Annotated in this window: 15 protein-coding genes, 1 tRNA gene and 1 riboswitch; of the genes, 8 read left to right on the top strand and 8 right to left on the bottom strand. The window is 60.3% G+C overall.

Going from position 1 to position 15,528, the window contains the following annotated elements:
• Window positions 1–37: 37 nt before the first annotated feature.
• On the bottom strand, window positions 38–442 hold the full coding sequence (locus MSKU9_RS09315; RefSeq protein ID WP_141261154.1) for a hypothetical protein: 405 nt from the start codon (window positions 440–442) through the stop codon (window positions 38–40).
• 240 nt (window positions 443–682) lie between these two features.
• Here MSKU9_RS09315 and budA point away from each other — a divergent pair, with 240 nt between their 5' ends.
• The 5 genes from budA (at window position 683) to MSKU9_RS09290 (ending at window position 7,576) form a co-directional block, all read left to right on the top strand.
• Window positions 683–1,486 (top strand): acetolactate decarboxylase, encoded by an 804-nt coding sequence (budA, locus tag MSKU9_RS09310; protein WP_193557673.1) that lies wholly within the window; start codon window positions 683–685, stop codon window positions 1,484–1,486.
• Between the two features lie 82 nt (window positions 1,487–1,568).
• The gene (gene alsS, locus MSKU9_RS09305; protein ID WP_141261150.1) at window positions 1,569–3,260 is read left to right on the top strand and encodes an acetolactate synthase AlsS; all 1,692 of its coding nucleotides are present in this window, start codon (window positions 1,569–1,571) and stop codon (window positions 3,258–3,260) included.
• 203 nt (window positions 3,261–3,463) lie between these two features.
• Window positions 3,464–5,197: a D-lactate dehydrogenase gene (gene dld, locus MSKU9_RS09300; RefSeq protein WP_141261148.1), complete on the top strand. Its 1,734-nt coding sequence runs from the start codon at window positions 3,464–3,466 to the stop codon at window positions 5,195–5,197.
• A 139-nt stretch (window positions 5,198–5,336) separates the two neighbouring features.
• Window positions 5,337–7,031 (top strand): alpha-keto acid decarboxylase family protein, encoded by a 1,695-nt coding sequence (locus MSKU9_RS09295; RefSeq protein ID WP_141261146.1) that lies wholly within the window; start codon window positions 5,337–5,339, stop codon window positions 7,029–7,031.
• Between the two features lie 125 nt (window positions 7,032–7,156).
• Window positions 7,157–7,576, top strand: coding sequence for an NUDIX domain-containing protein (locus MSKU9_RS09290; RefSeq protein ID WP_141261144.1), 420 nt, complete (start codon window positions 7,157–7,159; stop codon window positions 7,574–7,576).
• Window positions 7,577–7,647: 71 nt separating this feature from the next.
• On the opposite strand, the gene MSKU9_RS09285 is transcribed toward MSKU9_RS09290, so the two are convergent.
• From MSKU9_RS09285 to MSKU9_RS09275, 3 genes are all read right to left on the bottom strand, one after another.
• Complete coding sequence (locus MSKU9_RS09285; protein WP_141261134.1) at window positions 7,648–7,833, bottom strand: hypothetical protein; 186 nt, start codon at window positions 7,831–7,833, stop codon at window positions 7,648–7,650.
• Window positions 7,834–8,111: 278 nt separating this feature from the next.
• Window positions 8,112–9,095 carry a phosphotransferase enzyme family protein gene (locus MSKU9_RS09280; RefSeq protein ID WP_141261132.1) on the bottom strand — a complete coding sequence of 328 codons (984 nt, stop codon included), beginning with the start codon at window positions 9,093–9,095 and terminating at the stop codon, window positions 8,112–8,114.
• A gap of 45 nt (window positions 9,096–9,140) precedes the next feature.
• On the bottom strand, window positions 9,141–10,619 hold the full coding sequence (locus tag MSKU9_RS09275) for a carbohydrate porin (RefSeq protein WP_141261130.1): 1,479 nt from the start codon (window positions 10,617–10,619) through the stop codon (window positions 9,141–9,143).
• 263 nt (window positions 10,620–10,882) lie between these two features.
• Between MSKU9_RS09275 and moaB the strand changes: the two genes are divergently transcribed.
• Window positions 10,883–11,437 (top strand): molybdenum cofactor biosynthesis protein B, encoded by a 555-nt coding sequence (moaB, locus tag MSKU9_RS09270; RefSeq protein ID WP_141261128.1) that lies wholly within the window; start codon window positions 10,883–10,885, stop codon window positions 11,435–11,437.
• A 25-nt stretch (window positions 11,438–11,462) separates the two neighbouring features.
• Window positions 11,463–12,038, top strand: coding sequence for a DJ-1/PfpI family protein (locus tag MSKU9_RS09265; protein ID WP_141261126.1), 576 nt, complete (start codon window positions 11,463–11,465; stop codon window positions 12,036–12,038).
• Window positions 12,039–12,138: 100 nt separating this feature from the next.
• Here MSKU9_RS09265 and folE read toward each other — a convergent pair whose 3' ends face one another.
• The 3 genes from folE to metZ form a co-directional block, all read right to left on the bottom strand.
• Window positions 12,139–12,744: a GTP cyclohydrolase I FolE gene (gene folE, locus MSKU9_RS09260; protein ID WP_010509068.1), complete on the bottom strand. Its 606-nt coding sequence runs from the start codon at window positions 12,742–12,744 to the stop codon at window positions 12,139–12,141.
• 57 nt (window positions 12,745–12,801) lie between these two features.
• The gene (apaG, locus tag MSKU9_RS09255; RefSeq protein WP_141261212.1) at window positions 12,802–13,212 is read right to left on the bottom strand and encodes a Co2+/Mg2+ efflux protein ApaG; all 411 of its coding nucleotides are present in this window, start codon (window positions 13,210–13,212) and stop codon (window positions 12,802–12,804) included.
• An 83-nt stretch (window positions 13,213–13,295) separates the two neighbouring features.
• Window positions 13,296–14,498, bottom strand: coding sequence for an O-succinylhomoserine sulfhydrylase (metZ, locus tag MSKU9_RS09250; protein WP_141261210.1), 1,203 nt, complete (start codon window positions 14,496–14,498; stop codon window positions 13,296–13,298).
• A gap of 128 nt (window positions 14,499–14,626) precedes the next feature.
• A riboswitch (SAM riboswitch) is annotated at window positions 14,627–14,707 on the bottom strand.
• A gap of 115 nt (window positions 14,708–14,822) precedes the next feature.
• On the opposite strand from metZ, the gene MSKU9_RS09245 reads away from it, so the two are divergent.
• Window positions 14,823–14,896: transfer RNA gene (locus MSKU9_RS09245), tRNA-Gly, on the top strand.
• Between the two features lie 69 nt (window positions 14,897–14,965).
• Here the strand turns inward: MSKU9_RS09245 and MSKU9_RS09240 are convergent.
• Entirely contained in the window at window positions 14,966–15,469 is a 504-nt protein-coding gene (locus MSKU9_RS09240) for a hypothetical protein (protein ID WP_193557672.1), read from the bottom strand.
• Window positions 15,470–15,528: the final 59 nt, after the last annotated feature.

Here is a 15,528-nt window from a genome sequence, read left to right as displayed (position 1 = left end):
TGGCCCCCATGCCGAACCGGCATGGGGTATTTTTTACTTAATCCGCGCGGCTGAGCGGCAGATTCATCTTCTGGCCCGGCTTTTCGCCCTGCATCTGCAGGTCGGCGGCGTTGGGTGATGTCAGGCGGAACACCGCGCGCGGGTTGTCATTAATCGACCGTAGCGATGTATCGTCCTGCACCTTCATTTCAATGGTGCGTCCGGTCAGGCCGGTGATCTTGCCCAGCGAGTCCGGCAGGCGGAGGTACAGCCTTGCCGCCGGGCCAAGCGCCTTGTTGGCGCTGATGGTGACAGGCTGGAGACCCAGCGCTGTCCAGTTCCCGGTATAGGCGCCCGGACCATAGGGGGGCTTTGGGTCCGTGCCATCGGCGCGGGCGATGGTGCTGCACCCGACAGCGCCACCCAGGGCCAGTGCGGCCAGTGCCATGTGGAATGGTTTCATCAATTACAGTCTTCCTGATCTGATTCCGGCATTCACAATGGCAGGTGCGCGCCCTGATGGGCAAGCGCACGCGCTGCACGCCAGTCCCCACGGATGGAAACGGGCAGGGCATAATCCATATGTTTTATATATGGAAATAGCCTTGAATATATATTGGACGTACGAACCCGCCTGCTTCACCATCCCCCTGCAATCACATATGACCGGGAAGTGCGGCGCCCAGGGGCGTGCTGTCACCCGATGCAGGAGACTCAGGTCTTGAAGCTGAAATGCTACTCGGTAGGCGATATCGATACCCGTTCCAGTGCTGCGGATACGACGGGCGTGCGTCCGCGCATGAACCGTCTGTACCAGACATCCACCATGGCGGCACTGCTGGACGCGGTGTACGATGGGGAGACCACCCTTGATGAACTGCTGATGCACGGTAATTTCGGGCTGGGCACGTTCAACGGGCTGGATGGCGAGATGATCGTCAATGACAGCGTGATCCACCAGTTCCGCGCCGACGGTCAGGCCGGACGCGTGCCGGGTGATCTCAAGACCCCGTTCGCCTGCGTCACCTTCTTCAACCCGGAGAAGGAATACATGATCGACACGGCGCAGGACAAGGAAGGCTTCGAGGCGATTGTCGACCAGCTGGTCAACAATCCCAACCTGTTCGCCGCCGTGCGCTTTACCGGCATGTTCGAACGGGTCGAGACCCGCACCGTGTTCTGCCAGTGCCGTCCCTATCCGCCCATGCTGGAAGTGGTGGCGCGCCAGCCGACCATGCAGCTTGGTGCGTCCACCGGCACCATGCTCGGCTTTCGCACGCCGGGCTACATGCAGGGCGTGAACGTTGCGGGCTATCACCTGCACTTCCTGACGGAAGACGGGCGTCGCGGTGGCCACGTGACCGATTACGGCGTGCTGAAGGGCAGGCTGGAAGTGGGCGTGATTTCCGACGTGGAAATCCAGCTGCCCCGTACGGAACAGTTCGCGCGCGCCAACCTGTCCCCCGAAAACATTCACGAAGCCATTCGCGTGGCTGAAGGCGGCTGAGGGGTTTTTCCCCTCCCGTTTCCTTGGAATTGACCGCCCGCGCACTGGCTGCGGCGCCTACCCGTTCAGGATATCTGAAATAATGACTGACAAGAACAAACCTGCCACGTCTGAGTGCGGGGCGGACATGATCGTGCGCAACCTGGTCGCACACGGCACCACCCACGTATTCGGTATTCCGGGTGCAAAGGTGGACCGCCTGTTTGACGCGCTGGTGGACAGTCCGATCGAAACGGTGGTGACCCGGCATGAACAGAATGCCGCCTTCATCGCCGGTGGTATTGGCCGCCTGACGGGCAAGGCGGGTGTGGCCATTGCAACTTCCGGCCCCGGTGCGTCCAACTTCGTGACCGGTCTTGCGACCGCCAATTCCGAAGGCGACCCGGTGCTGGCCATTGGTGGCGCGGTCAAGCTGGCCGACCGGCTGAAGCTTACGCACCAGAGTATGGACACCGTCGCCCTGTTCCAGCCGATCACGAAATACAGCGCGGAAATCACATCCCCTGCTGCCGTGTCGGAATGCATTTCCAACGCCCTGCGCTTTGCCGAAAGTGGCCGTCCGGGTGCGGCCTTCGTCAGTACGCCGATGGATATCCTGTCCATGCCAGCCGAAGGCAAGGTGCTGTCGGGCCGCAAGGTGCCCACCGCCGGCGCCGCCCCCGCTGAAGCCGTGAACGAGGCGCTGACGCTGGTGCGCAAGGCGCAGCGTCCCGTCATCCTGCTGGGCCTGCTGGCCAGCCGCCCTGATGTCGCTGACGCCGTGCGCGCGCTGGTCGCAACCACGGGCGTGCCGGTTATCGGTACCTATCAGGCTGCGGGCGCGGTGTCGGAAGACCTGTCGGACCGTTTTGGCGGTCGTGTCGGCCTGTTCCGCAATCAGCCGGGCGACCAGCTGCTGCATGAGGCGGATCTGGTCATCTCGATCGGTTACAACCCGATCGAATACGATCCGTGGCTGTGGAATGTCGATAACGGCCGCAGGATCGTCCATGTTGACGTCGTGGCTGCCGAACTGGACACGCATTACGACCCGGCGGTTGAACTGGTCGGTGACATTGCCGCATCCGTTCGCGCCCTTGCGACGCAGGCGGGCAAGCTGCCGCGTGCGCCCCAGCTGGAAGAAATCCTGTCGCAGTACCACGCGACCCGTCTGGCCGCGCTGTCGGGCGCGCGCAGCACCTCCAACACGGCGGTGCATCCGCTGCAGATCGTGCGTGAGCTTGAGCCGTTCGTGACCCCTGATGTCACGATGTGCCTTGACATGGGCACCTTTCACATCTGGCTGGCACGTTACCTGCTGTCCTTCCGTGCGCGCCAGATGCTGATCAGCAATGGCCAGCAGACCATGGGCGTCGGCCTGCCGTGGGGTATTGCCGCAAGCCTGGTCAACCCGGCGCAGAAAGTGATCTCCATTTCCGGTGACGGCGGTTTCATGATGTCATGCATGGAACTGGAAACGGCGGTGCGGCTGAAGTGCAACCTGATCCACATGGTCTGGGTTGATCAGGCCTACAACATGGTCGAGATGCAGGAAAAGAAGAAGTACGGTCGTGGTTCGGGTGTGGAATTCGGGCCGATCGACTTCGCCCTGTTCGCCCGTTCGTGTGGCGCGCACGGCATTTCGGTGCAGTCTGCCGACGGGATTGCCAGCGCAATGCGCGAAGCCATGGAAATCGAAGGTCCGGTCGTGATCTCGGTGCCGGTTGACTATTCCCAGAATCACCTGCTGATGAAGCCGCTGGCCACGCTGGGCGAGACGTCGGCCGCCGCATAAACCGGTCGCATGCATGACGCGAACGCCCCGCCACGCCCTGACCGGCGGGCGGGTCGTTCTGTTTGGACATGTGACATCGGCATTTTATGCGCACGTCGTCCGATGCAGAACATGCCAGACTATAAAACGCTATTTTGGAAATGCGGCATGGCCTGGCCACGGGGCGCCGGCAGGTTTCAGAATGGGATTGAGGAACAAATAAAATGCTGAAAGCGGCACAGGACATGTCATCTACTGCGGGCGCACAACTGGTTACGGAACTTCAGCAGGTGGTGGGACACCACCATGTGCTGACCGAAGACGGGGCGACCCTGCCGTATCGCCGGGGGTTCCGTTTTGGCGAAGGCCGCGCGCTGGCGGTGGTCATGCCCGGTTCGCTGGTGGAACAGTGGCGTGTGCTGCAGGCCTGTGTGAAGGCGGGCGTGATCGTGATCATGCAGGCAGCCAATACCGGGCTGACCGGCGGCTCCACGCCTGATGGCAATACCTATGACCGCGACGTGGTGATCGTGCACAGCATGCGCATGCGCACGATCCACCTGATTGGCGAAGGCAGGCAGGTCGTGTGCCTGCCCGGCGCCACGCTGGACCAGCTTGAAAACATGCTCAAGCCCATCGGGCGTGAACCGCATTCGGTTATCGGGTCGTCATGCATTGGCGCGTCGGTGTTTGGCGGTGTCAGCAACAATTCCGGTGGCGCGCTGGTGCGCCGTGGCCCGGCCTATACCGATATGGCGCTGTTCGCGCAGGTGTCGGACAGGGGCGAACTGCAGCTGGTCAACCACCTTGGCATCGAACTGGGCAGCGATCCCGAGGAAATCCTGAAGCGCACGGAAGAAGGCAACTTCCCTGACGCCAGCATCAACTGGAACGCAGGCCGCGGGCATGACGACGATTATGCCCGGCATGTGCGCGACGTGAATGCCGACACGCCCGCCCGCTATAATGCCGACCTGCGCCGCCTGCACGAAGGGGCTGGCTGTGCGGGCAAGCTGGGTCTGTTCGCCGTCCGTCTTGATACGTTCGAGGCGGAAAAGGATCCCGTCGTCTTCTATATCGGCACCAACCAGACCGATGTGCTGGAAGATGTGCGTCGCCACATCCTGTCATCCTTTGCCGAACTGCCGATTGCGGGCGAATACCTGCATCGCGACGCGTTCAACATTGCCGAAAAATACGGCAAGGACACGTTTGTCATCATCCGCATGATCGGCACGAAGCGCCTGCCGGCCATGTTCGCGATGAAAAACGCGTTTGACCGTCTGGCTGATAAAATCGGGTTCCTGCCCAAGCATTTCAGCGACCGGTTCATGCAGTTCATGAGCCATTTCTTTCCGCAGCACCTGCCCGCGCGCATGCGCGACTACCGTGACCGGTTTGAACATCACCTGATGCTCAAGGTCAGTGCGTCGGGCGCGCAGGAAGCACGGGATTTCCTGAAAAGCCATTTTGCAACGCATGAGGGCGATTTCTTCGAATGCACGCCCGATGAGGGATCGAAGGCATTCCTGCACCGTTTTGCCGCAGCAGGAGCCGCCGTGCGGTACCGCAACGTCCATACCGACACGACCGAGAATATCGTGGCGCTGGACGTGGCCCTGCGCCGTAACGACCAGAACTGGTTCGAGGTACTACCGAAAGACATCAATGACGAGATCATCGTCAAGCTGTACTATGGCCATTTCCTGTGCCACGTAATGCATCAGGATTATGTGGTCCGCAAAGGCTATGACTGCATGGCGCTGGAACACCGCATGCTGCCGCTGCTGGACAGACGCGGCGCACGGTACCCGGCGGAACATAATTTCGGGCACCTGTATGCGGCACCCGATGACGTGCTGGCCCATTACCGTCAGCTTGATCCGTGCAACTGTTTCAATCCGGGCATTGGTCAGGCCACCAAGCGCCGGAACTGGGTTGCCGAAAGTGTAGGGTGAGCAGCTGGCCGCACACGCGGCCGCCCCTGCTGTCCTTTCGGCATGATGGCCCGGTTGCGGGCCATCCATGTGGTTCCCCCATGATGGGGAAAGGGCGCGGCATGCCACGCCCCCACACAAGGGAAGGAAAGTCTGAATAATGACATATACAGTTGGCCATTACCTTGGTGAACGCCTGGCGCAGATCGGGCTCAAGGATCATTTCGCGGTTGCGGGCGACTACAATCTTGTCCTGCTGGATCAGCTTCTTGAAATTGACGGCCTGCGGCAGGTTTATTGCTGTAACGAACTGAACTGCGGTTTCAGCGCGGAAGGTTACGCCCGTGCGAACGGGGCGGGTGCCGCCGTCGTCACCTTCAGCGTGGGCGCGCTGTCGGCACTGAACGCCATTGGCGGCGCATATGCTGAAAACCTGCCGGTCATTCTGATTTCTGGTGCGCCCAACTCCAACGATCATGGCAGCGGGCATATCCTGCACCATACCATTGGCACGCCGGATTATGGCTACCAGCTTGAAATCGCCAAACGCCTGACCTGTGCGGCGGTCTCGATCACTTCGGCCGGGGACGCGCCGGTGCTGATCGACCACGCCATCCGCACCGCGCTGCGTGAGAAGAAGCCGGCCTATATCGAAATCGCGTGTAATGTCTCGTCCCAGCCATGCCCGCGTCCTGGTCCGGCAGGCGCGATCCTGGCGGATGCGCCGTCCGACCCGGACACGCTGAAACTGGCGATTGATGAACTGGCCGACTTCATTGCCGCGCGCAGGAAGCCGATCATGCTGGTGGGCAGCCGCCTGCGTGCCGCAGGCTGCGAGGATGCCGCCATCCGCCTGGCCGATACGCTGGGCTGCGTCGTGACTACCATGGCCGCCGCCAAGAGTTTCTTCCCCGAAGATCACCCCGCTTATGCCGGGACGTACTGGGGGGATGTCAGCAGCCCCGGTGCGCAGCAGATCTTTGACTGGGCGGATGGTGTGCTGTGCCTGACGCCGGTGTTCAATGATTATTCCACCGTTGGCTGGACCGCGTGGCCCAGGGGCGACAACGTGGCGCTGATGGATACGCGACATATCGCGGCCGGTGGCAAGGCATTTGACGGCGTGCACCTGCGTGATGTGATCGAAGGTCTGATCGCACGGCTGAAGGGCCAACCAAAAAAGGATGCGACTCTGGTTGAATACCGCCGCATCAAACCTCCCGAAGCGCCGGTGGCCGTAGCCGATCCCAGTGCCCCGCTGGTACGGGCCGAAATGGCCCGCCAGATTCAGGGCCTGCTGACATCCGATACGTCTGTCATTGCCGAGACCGGGGATTCCTGGTTCAACGCCATGCAGATGAAGCTGCCGCGCGGTGCGCGCGTGGAACTGGAAATGCAGTGGGGTCATATCGGCTGGTCCGTGCCCGCCACCTTCGGTTATGCCGTGGCCGCACCCGAACGTCGGATCATTGCCATGATTGGCGACGGATCGTTCCAGCTGACGGCGCAGGAAGTGGCCCAGATGGTGCGGCTGAAGCTGCCGGTGATCATTTTCCTGGTCAACAACCGTGGCTACACCATTGAAGTCCAGATCCATGACGGTCCGTACAACAATATCAAGAACTGGGACTATGCGGGTCTCATGAACGTATTCAACGCGGAAGACGGCCATGGCAAGGGTTTCCGCGCCACGACCGGCGCTGAAATGGAAAAGGCCATTGCCGCAGCCGTCGCGAATAAGGAAGGTCCGACACTGATTGAATGCGTGATCGATCGTGACGATTGCACCAGCGACCTGATTTCGTGGGGCCGCCGCGTTGCAACCGCCAATGCCCGGCCGCCTGCCGTGCGCTGATTACGAGCCGCTGTAATGCCCGAATGGGATCATATGGGGGTGCCTTCGGGTGCCCCCTTGTCGTATGGGATGTGTTTTTCAGGGGCTGTTTTAAAGAAGTCTCTTAAATGGGAAGACAAAGGAACATGACGGCAATAACCGGCCCACGCGTGGGATGTGGTGCGGCCATTGTGGATGAAAAGGGCCGTATCCTGCTGCTGCGACGTCTGAAACGGCCGGAAGCCGGATGCTGGGGCCTGCCCGGTGGCAAGGTGGATTCTTACGAAACCACGGCCCAGGCGGCAGAACGTGAAATTGCGGAGGAACTGGGCATCACCATACAGGCCCGTGACCTGCTATGCCTTGTGGAGCAGATGGACGCCGATGCCGGATATCACTGGATTTCGCCTGTGTATCTGGTCACATCATGGCAGGGTGTGCCGACCCTTATGGAACCGGACAAGCATGAAGGCCCATGCTGGTACGCACTGGACGCGTTGCCGGTGGATCTGACCGAACCAACCCGCCATGCCCTGGCGGCCCTGCAGATGCGATCAGAAAAATAATGTCAAAGTTTGATTTTTATCGTGGCCGGTGTGCTGGCCATGCGGTCAACTGATTAAACGATGCTGGCAGATCAGGCATTGTCGGTAGTGGTTGCCAGCGTGCGGGCATAGTCCCGCAGGGCGCGACGGTGGCGGGAATAGATCATCCGGGTGGTCTGGGACCGGGTCGGGATTTCATCGGATGCCACGGACAGTCCAACGGCGACGACGGGGGAAGCTGCCGGGGACGAGGCGATCGTGTCAACTGCAGGGGTCATTGCTGTTTTTCCGTTATGTGCCAAGGACGGGACGGGCTCCGGTGAATCGGGTTGTTAACCGAACGACACATTACCTAACGTCCATACATGTCAGGAATGAGGCATAAAAGACATACCACGCCGGAAATGCGATTCTGTAAGTCACATTTAATTGATACCATGCAACCCAGCGGCATTCTGTCCTGCGCATTACAAAAGTTTCCAAAAAGTAATGTGGCCGCATTCATCGCATAGATGAATTAAAAAAATATCTAATTATCCTTTTCTCCAAACCGGTGTCAGCCGATATCGCGCAGCAGTCGCCCCCGTGTCCACGCATGGCATAACCCCAGCGTGCCGTCGAACCAGTCGGGGCCAAGGCTGTGGACCTGTTGTGTGTCGTGATGCGTGCCGGTCCATGCCAGAAGCTGGATGCGGCGCTGGATGACCAGGGCGGGCAGGATGTCCAGATCCGCCTGTGTAATGGTGCCTGTCGTGCTGTAGCCGCGCAGCCAGTGATCGACCCAGCGCGGTACATGCGGATGGTCTTCATGGAAACTCAGCGCTGCTGCAAGATCCTGCATGAACCAGCTTATGCCGCAGTCATCAAAGTCGATCAGGCGTGTATGCGTGCCGCTGACCAGCAGGTTGGCCAGCCGCAGGTCGGCATGGATCAGTCCGAATCGATCCGGGTGCATGCCATAACCGGCCAGTTGCGCATCAACCTGCCGCACGCATTGCGCAATCAGGTCGTGTGCGGATGGGGTCATGCCCGGTACCCGGTCCCATCGTCCCCACAGTGCGTGGGGACCCGTCATGGTGTCAGGTGTCCATATCTTGCGGATAAACCCGTCGGGACGCGTCCAGCCGCGGCTGTGGCCATGCAGGCGTGCGGTCATGCGGCCCAGCCGGTCAAAGGCTGCCGGATCAATGTCCGGTGTGGGTTCGGTGCCATCCATCCATGCAAACAGGACCGCATGGCGCGTTACCCCGTCACCACACTGCACGGTGCGCAGGGGCATGCCGTCATGGGCGGGGATGGGCAGGGGAACTTCAAGTCCCGCTACGTGAAGGGCATCAAGCCATGCCAGTTCGCTGCGGATTTCGGGTGCGCTGTGGTAGCCGGGCCGGTGCAGGCGCAGTGCATAACGTCGCCCATCGCCTGCGTCGATACGGAAAATGACGTTTTCTGAAATGGACAGCAGGGTGGTCTGCGCATCAGGCAGGCGGTAATCTGCCAATGCCGCATGGGCCTGTCGGTAAAGGAGGGCGGGATCGGTCATGATCCGCCCCCCATACCGTGGGAAACCCCATTGATGAAGGGTGCGTTACAGGATGCAGTTGAACTGCAGGCCCATCACCGCCGCATCATGATAGGTCGTGGTGCCGCCGGGGCGGTTGATGTACTGGAAATCCGGCTGGAAGCTCATGCCACGAGCGGTGTGGATGTTGTAGAACAGCTCGTACACATCTTCATGCGTCTGGATGCCCCATACCTTGCCCCACTGGTTGGTCAGGAACGGCGTGCCAGCCAGCACCGAGGATTCCTGCTGCAGGACGGATGCGCGGCTCATTTCGAAATAGTGGAACATTGCCCCCACCGTATCGAGCGGACGGCCCCATTTCGCACCGGTTTCCACCATACCGGCCCATGCGTGGTATTTCATTGCCGAGACCTTGCCCGACGTATACATGAAGCCCGCCAGCGCGATCAGGCCGTTGGTCGGACCTGCGCCATTGCGCATGAACATCTGGTCTGCCTGGAACCATGCGGTACTGACGCCCGACTGCTTGCGGAACGGCCGGCCCGTCAGAACGGCCGAGTTGCCGTTTATGTCCTGATACAGGTCGCTGTACTGGGAATTGTCGTAGCCGTAACCTGCCTTGTAGTGACCGGCCAGGTGGTGGGGACCAAATTCCGGCAGCCAGCCGATTTCCACCGGGGTGGAGAATTTGCCAAGGCCACTCTGTGCCCATGACCAGCCTGAAATGCCACCGTTATAGGAATGCGGTGATACGGCGAACATACTGGCCATGATGTAGGTATCGACCGTCGGCATGACGCGGGCTACGACACCCAGGTTGCCCGAAGGCCAGTCACGGCCACCCGGCACGTATTTGCCCGGCGCGGGGTTACCGCATATCGACACGTTCATGAAGTCACAGAACAGCGGGGATGCGGCGAAGAAGCTGCCCACCGGGATCCAGCCTGCGCTGATGTCCAGCCGGTTATGGAACAGGGACTGTTCGGCATACATGTACACCAGATGGGCGACCACGTTACCACGGGCGCCATAGATCTGCTGCACGCCGGCAAGGGAATCGTGAATGTAATCGGTACTGGCATTACGGCCATGACCGTTCACGATCATGGTATGTGTCCAGAAATTCTTCGGTGCACCGGCCAGCTTGTGCCAGTCGATATCGATTTCCACACCGACCTGACCCGCATCGGTCACGCCCTGCTTGGCACCGCCACGGAAGTTACCCGCCAGCTCCTCATGCACGTCGGCCTCGATATGTACGCCGTGTTTCAGCAGGAAGGGCTGAATCCCGGCCCAGTCCCCGAAAAAATGCTGGTTTCCGTAAGGCGCGCTGAAAAATGATCCCGGATCGTTCACTGGGACATTACGTCGTGCATTGACGTTGAGGCTGGGCTGAGAGCCGATCACGCCCTGTCCTTCGCCGGGGATGGCCTGTGCCGATGCGGTTTCACTCTGGGTGAAAAACGCAAGAAGAAGCAGGGATAGCGGGACAAAAAAGCGGGAGAATGTTCTGATCATCCGCGTATCGATAGCATATTTCATGCCGAATATAAACCTTGGCAGGGGAATTATGTAAAAACTAATGTTTTGTAAAATAACGGTAAAGGAATTTTTTTTGTTATATCAATAGATTTATGTAAGATGTTATTATTAATGTGTATGTTTTTTTTGTGCAATGCACAAATACATCAGAATTTTGTGTTTGTTCTCACACATTACTCATTATTTCCCTGTCGGAATGACGGTGGGCATGCCCGCTGCGATGCCCGTTGACGCCATGGCGCGGGAATGGTGAACATGGCTTCATGTCGCGACTTGATATGAAAAAAACCTTCCTGCCTGTCCGCATCGCGGTGCTGACGGTATCCGATACCCGTACGCCGGAAACGGACAGATCCGGCGATATACTGGCCGCGCGCATCACCGCCGCAGGCCATGCCGTGGCAGCGCGCGCCATCGTGTCCGATGATGTCGGGCAGCTTGCCGCCACCCTGTCGGGGTGGATTGCGGACCCGCAGGTGGATGTCGTCATCTCGACGGGCGGCACGGGGGTAACGGGCCGTGACGTTACGCCGGAAGCTTTCGATAAAGTGATCGAAAAACGGATTGAAGGCTTTGGTGAGCTGTTTCGCATGCTGTCCTACCAGAAAATCGGCACATCCACGATCCAGTCACGCGCACTGGCTGGGGTTGCGAATGGTACTTATCTGTTCGCGTTGCCCGGGTCATCCGGCGCGGTGAAGGACGGGTGGGACGACATACTGGTCTGGCAGCTCGACAGTCGCCATGTGCCCTGCAATTTTGTCGAACTCATGCCCCGGCTGCGTGAGCACCTGTCCCCGGACGACCATCACGACTGACCGGATAACGGGAAGGAAACGGATAATGAGCGCACCAAGGCTGCTGCTGCTGGCTGGCGATTATGTCGAGGATTATGAGGTCATGGTGCCCTATCAGGCCCTGACCATGCTGGGCTATCGCGTTGATGCGGTCTGTCCGGGCCGCAGGAAGGGCGAACATGTCCTGACCGCCATCCATGATTTTGAGGGGGCGCAGACCTACAGTGAAAAGCCGGGTCACCGCTTTGCGCTGAACGCGACCTTTGATGAGATCAGTCACGGCGACTACGCGGGCCTTGTCCTGCCCGGTGGGCGTGCGCCGGAATACCTGCGGCTGGACGCACGGGTGATCGAACTGGTCCGCGCCTTTGCCGACCGGCCCATTGCCGCGATCTGCCATGCGGGCCAGCTTCTGGCTGCCGCCCGCATCATTTCGGGACGGAAGGTTTCAGCCTATCCTGCCTGCCGCCCGGAAGTGGAACTGGCAGATGGTATTTATGCCGATATCGCGCTGGATGCCGCGATTACCGATGGCCAGCTGGTCACGGCCCCGGCATGGCCCGCCCATCCGGCATGGCTTGCACAGTTCATCGCCGTGCTGGGGGCGAAAGTCACCCTGTAGCCTCGCGATAAATAAAGAAGTTTCTGGTGAAGCTTTTTTTTAAGCTTCAGGGAAACGCCGCCTTTTTAAAAAAGGCGGCACCAAAAACTTTTTTTATCAATCAGATACCGCTGCTGTTCATGGCCGGACGGTTGAGGATCGACAGGAATTCGCGCCGTGTGTCCGAATTGGTACGGAAGGTGCCCAGCATGCGGCTGGTGACCATCGACACGCCGGGACGATGCACGCCGCGCGTGGTCATGCACTGGTGCGATGCTTCGATCACCACCCCCACGCCATAAGGCTGCAGTTCCTCGTTGATGGTGTTGGCGATCTGGGCCGTCAGCCGTTCCTGGATCTGGAAACGCCGGGCGTAGGCATCCACCACGCGGGCCAGCTTGGAAATCCCCACCACCCGCTTGCGCGGCAGGTAGGCTACGTGGGCCACCCCAATGATGGGCACCATGTGGTGTTCGCAATGGCTTTCCACGCGGATATCGCGCAGCAGCACCATCTCGTCATAATCATCGACTTCGGAAAAGGTGCGGCGCAGCAGGTCGACCGGGTCTTCGGCATAGCCGCAGAAGAATTCGTCATATGATTTTATGACGCGCTGGGGCGTATCACGCAGCCCCTCGCGGTCGGGATCTTCACCCGCCCAGCGCAGCAGGGTGCGGACGGCCTCCTCTGCTTCCGTGCGGGAGGGGCGGGAATCGATGGGAGTCATGCTGTTGGTTCTTGTTGCATGGGCCTGTCCGGCAGGGACACGCCGCAGAGGGGAAATTTAATGAAGGATGGCCGGATGATGCGGGCTGTCCAGGCTGAAGACGGGAATACTGACATCAAAATGCTGCCGGCTGGCGGGGCGGATCATGTGGTACATGCCACCCATGAAGCCGGTTGGCGTTTCAAGGGCGGCCCCGGACATGTATTCGAAACTGGCGGCGGCGTCGATAAGGGGCTGCTCCCCTACCACGCCGTCGCCTTCCACGCGGTCGATCCGTCCCTTTCCGTCCACGATGCGCCAGCTGCGGCGCAGTAGCTGGATCTGGTCCTTGCCGTGGTTTTCGATACGGATTCGGTACGCCCATACATAACGGTGTTCATCCGGTTCCGACTGGTCATCCAGCCAGAAGGTCTGGACAACCACGCGGACATTGTCGGTCGTCGCCTCGAAACAGGGGGTATTGTCCATTGTCTCGCCCAGCGGGGATTCCGCTCCTTCCCCACCGGGGGGAGGGAAAGGCCTGTTCTTGCTCATGGAGGGAAGCTCCTTGCTTACCGGTTGCCCAGCGCCGCGATGCCGCGCTTGAGGTCATCAATCAGGTCGTCGGCATCTTCCAGTCCGACGGAAAAGCGGATCGCCCCGTCTGTAATGCCAAGGCGGGCGCGTTCTTCGGGCGCCAGCTTCATGTGCGTGGTCGTGGCCGGATGCGTGACAAGCGAGCGCGCATCGCCAAGGTTGTTGGAAATCGAGATCAGGCGCAGTGCGTTCATGAAGACGAACGCCCCTTCCTTGCCGCCCTCGACCTCAAACGCCACCAGCGTGGAACCGGCGGACATCTGCTTTTTTGCCAGCTCATACTGCGGGTGGTCCTTGCGGCCGGGATAGAAGACCCGGACGATGCCGGGTGCATCCGCCAGGAAGTCCGCAACCCTTGCGGCATTCTGCGTCATGGCGTTCACGCGCAGGCCCAGTGTCTCGATGCTTTTCAGCATGACCCATGCGTTGAAGGGCGACAGGCTGTTGCCGGTATTGCGGGTAAAGGGACGCAGGACCTCGTCAATCCATTTGGCATTGCCCAGCACCGCGCCACCCAGTACGCGGCCCTGTCCGTCGATATGCTTGGTGCATGAATACACCACCACGTCCGCACCCAGTTCCAGCGGCTTCTGGTACAGCGGGGTCGCGAACACATTATCCACCACCACAGTCGCCCCGGCCTTGTGCGCCAGTTCACAGATCATGCGGATGTCCAGCACATCCAGCATCGGGTTGGACGGGCTTTCCAGCAGCACGGCGCGCGCAGGCTTGCTCAGCGCGTCCTTCCATGCCGCCATGTCGCCACCATCGACGAATATGGTTTCCACGCCATAACGCGGCAGCAGCTCGGCCACGATCCAGTGGCACGAACCGAACAGTGCGCGTGACGCCACGACCCGGTCTCCCGCGCGCACCTGCGCCAGCAGGGCGGAGGAGACAGCGCCCATGCCCGTTGCCGTCAGCACGCAGGCTTCCGCGCCCTCCAGATCACACAGGCGGCGTTCAAGGTTGGACGTGGTCGGATTGCCAAAGCGCGAATACTGGTAATGCGAGACATCGCCCGTAAAAGTACCCTCGGCCTGTTCCGCGCTGTCATAGACAAAGCCGGAGGTCAGGAACATCGCTTCGCTGGTTTCACCATATGGCGTACGCTCAAGGCCCGCGTTGATCAGACGGGTGGCGGGGCGGAAGGATTTGGGATCAGGCTGGTCAGTCATGGCGGATGGCGATTCCTGTGAACGGGGATGGGCGTGAATACGGGCAGGGGCCAGCGCCGGTTCTGTTCCGGCAGCCCATTCCCCCAAAAGGCGGTTCACGACCGTGGAAACCATGATGCCCGCGCCCTTGCGGGCGGGATCAGGCCTCTTTAGCGCGTATGTTTTACCTCGCCGCAAGCCGGCCGTATCAAATCACGAGGGTCTGACGGGCAAGCCAGCCAGACATCAATGCTTATTGCGGATCAGGGCAGGGTGCGTCAACTGCCGCCCGTATGGCGGGGTGATTGCATCCGTCCGGCTTGTGCAGTATAGAGGGGCCGGAACGCGGGTGTAGTTCAATGGTAGAACGGCAGCTTCCCAAGCTGCATACGAGGGTTCGATTCCCTTCACCCGCTCCATCATCCCAAAAAAAACACCATGTCCAGCCGATCTGTCCGGCAATGTCGGTGTCGCGAGGTACCGGTCGTTTACCTGTCTGTCGGCGTGGGGGACGGTTCGGCTGCCGCCTGCGTATCGATATAGGTCGTGCCGTTCCAGATCCAGCGATCCGTGTCATCAACCAGCAGGTCATGCATGCCGTCATGCATCTGTGGGGTAATGGTGATCGGCCCGCTGACGGAATCCAGAACCAAAATCCACTTGCGCCCATCGGGCAGATACACGGACGTGGAGCATCCCGCCGATCCGCACAGGCTGGCGGACTGCAACTGTACAAACAACGCCATGCGGCGCGGGTTGTCCGACAACTGGCCCGATCCGGTCAACAGGACGGGCTGTTCACGCTGGTTCGCGGCGTCATGCAGGTCCTGCGTCACCAGTTTTCGGGCCTGCCGGTCCAGTTCGGTGCCGGGATGCTGCGCCAGGATCACCGGTCCGCTTTCCGCCCGCGCAACACCCGTGCCCGACAGAAGTGCTGCAGACAGGCTGGCGACATAGGCAGCCCCACGAAGGGAAGGGAAAAATCGGGGCATGGCGGACACTCCGGCTGGGGGAACAGGGTTGCGCACCCAATGTCTTTCATGCCGAAAGG

Origin of the sequence: Komagataeibacter diospyri, assembly GCF_006538165.1 — a bacterium.
Lineage (GTDB): Bacteria > Pseudomonadota > Alphaproteobacteria > Acetobacterales > Acetobacteraceae > Komagataeibacter > Komagataeibacter diospyri.
The sequence above is the reverse complement of the archived record's forward strand: the minus strand, read 5'-3'. Positions and strand labels throughout refer to the sequence as shown.

Bases quoted from the DNA above. Each gene is read 5' to 3' on its own strand.
- MSKU9_RS09315 (WP_141261154.1), bottom strand. From the start codon at position 442: ATGAAACCATTCCACATGGCACTGGCCGCACTGGCCCTGGGTGGCGCT.
- metZ (WP_141261210.1), bottom strand. From the start codon at position 14,498: ATGACTGACCAGCCTGATCCCAAATCCTTCCGCCCCGCCACCCGTCTG.
- MSKU9_RS09280 (WP_141261132.1), bottom strand. From the start codon at position 9,095: ATGACCGATCCCGCCCTCCTTTACCGACAGGCCCATGCGGCATTGGCA.
- budA (WP_193557673.1), top strand. From the start codon at position 683: ATGCAGGAGACTCAGGTCTTGAAGCTGAAATGCTACTCGGTAGGCGAT.
- MSKU9_RS09265 (WP_141261126.1), top strand. From the start codon at position 11,463: ATGAGCGCACCAAGGCTGCTGCTGCTGGCTGGCGATTATGTCGAGGAT.
- dld (WP_141261148.1), top strand. From the start codon at position 3,464: ATGCTGAAAGCGGCACAGGACATGTCATCTACTGCGGGCGCACAACTG.
- moaB (WP_141261128.1), top strand. From the start codon at position 10,883: ATGTCGCGACTTGATATGAAAAAAACCTTCCTGCCTGTCCGCATCGCG.
- apaG (WP_141261212.1), bottom strand. From the start codon at position 13,212: ATGGACAATACCCCCTGTTTCGAGGCGACGACCGACAATGTCCGCGTG.
- MSKU9_RS09275 (WP_141261130.1), bottom strand. From the start codon at position 10,619: ATGAAATATGCTATCGATACGCGGATGATCAGAACATTCTCCCGCTTT.
- MSKU9_RS09285 (WP_141261134.1), bottom strand. From the start codon at position 7,833: ATGACCCCTGCAGTTGACACGATCGCCTCGTCCCCGGCAGCTTCCCCC.
- folE (WP_010509068.1), bottom strand. From the start codon at position 12,744: ATGACTCCCATCGATTCCCGCCCCTCCCGCACGGAAGCAGAGGAGGCC.
- MSKU9_RS09240 (WP_193557672.1), bottom strand. From the start codon at position 15,469: ATGCCCCGATTTTTCCCTTCCCTTCGTGGGGCTGCCTATGTCGCCAGC.
- alsS (WP_141261150.1), top strand. From the start codon at position 1,569: ATGACTGACAAGAACAAACCTGCCACGTCTGAGTGCGGGGCGGACATG.
- MSKU9_RS09295 (WP_141261146.1), top strand. From the start codon at position 5,337: ATGACATATACAGTTGGCCATTACCTTGGTGAACGCCTGGCGCAGATC.
- MSKU9_RS09290 (WP_141261144.1), top strand. From the start codon at position 7,157: ATGACGGCAATAACCGGCCCACGCGTGGGATGTGGTGCGGCCATTGTG.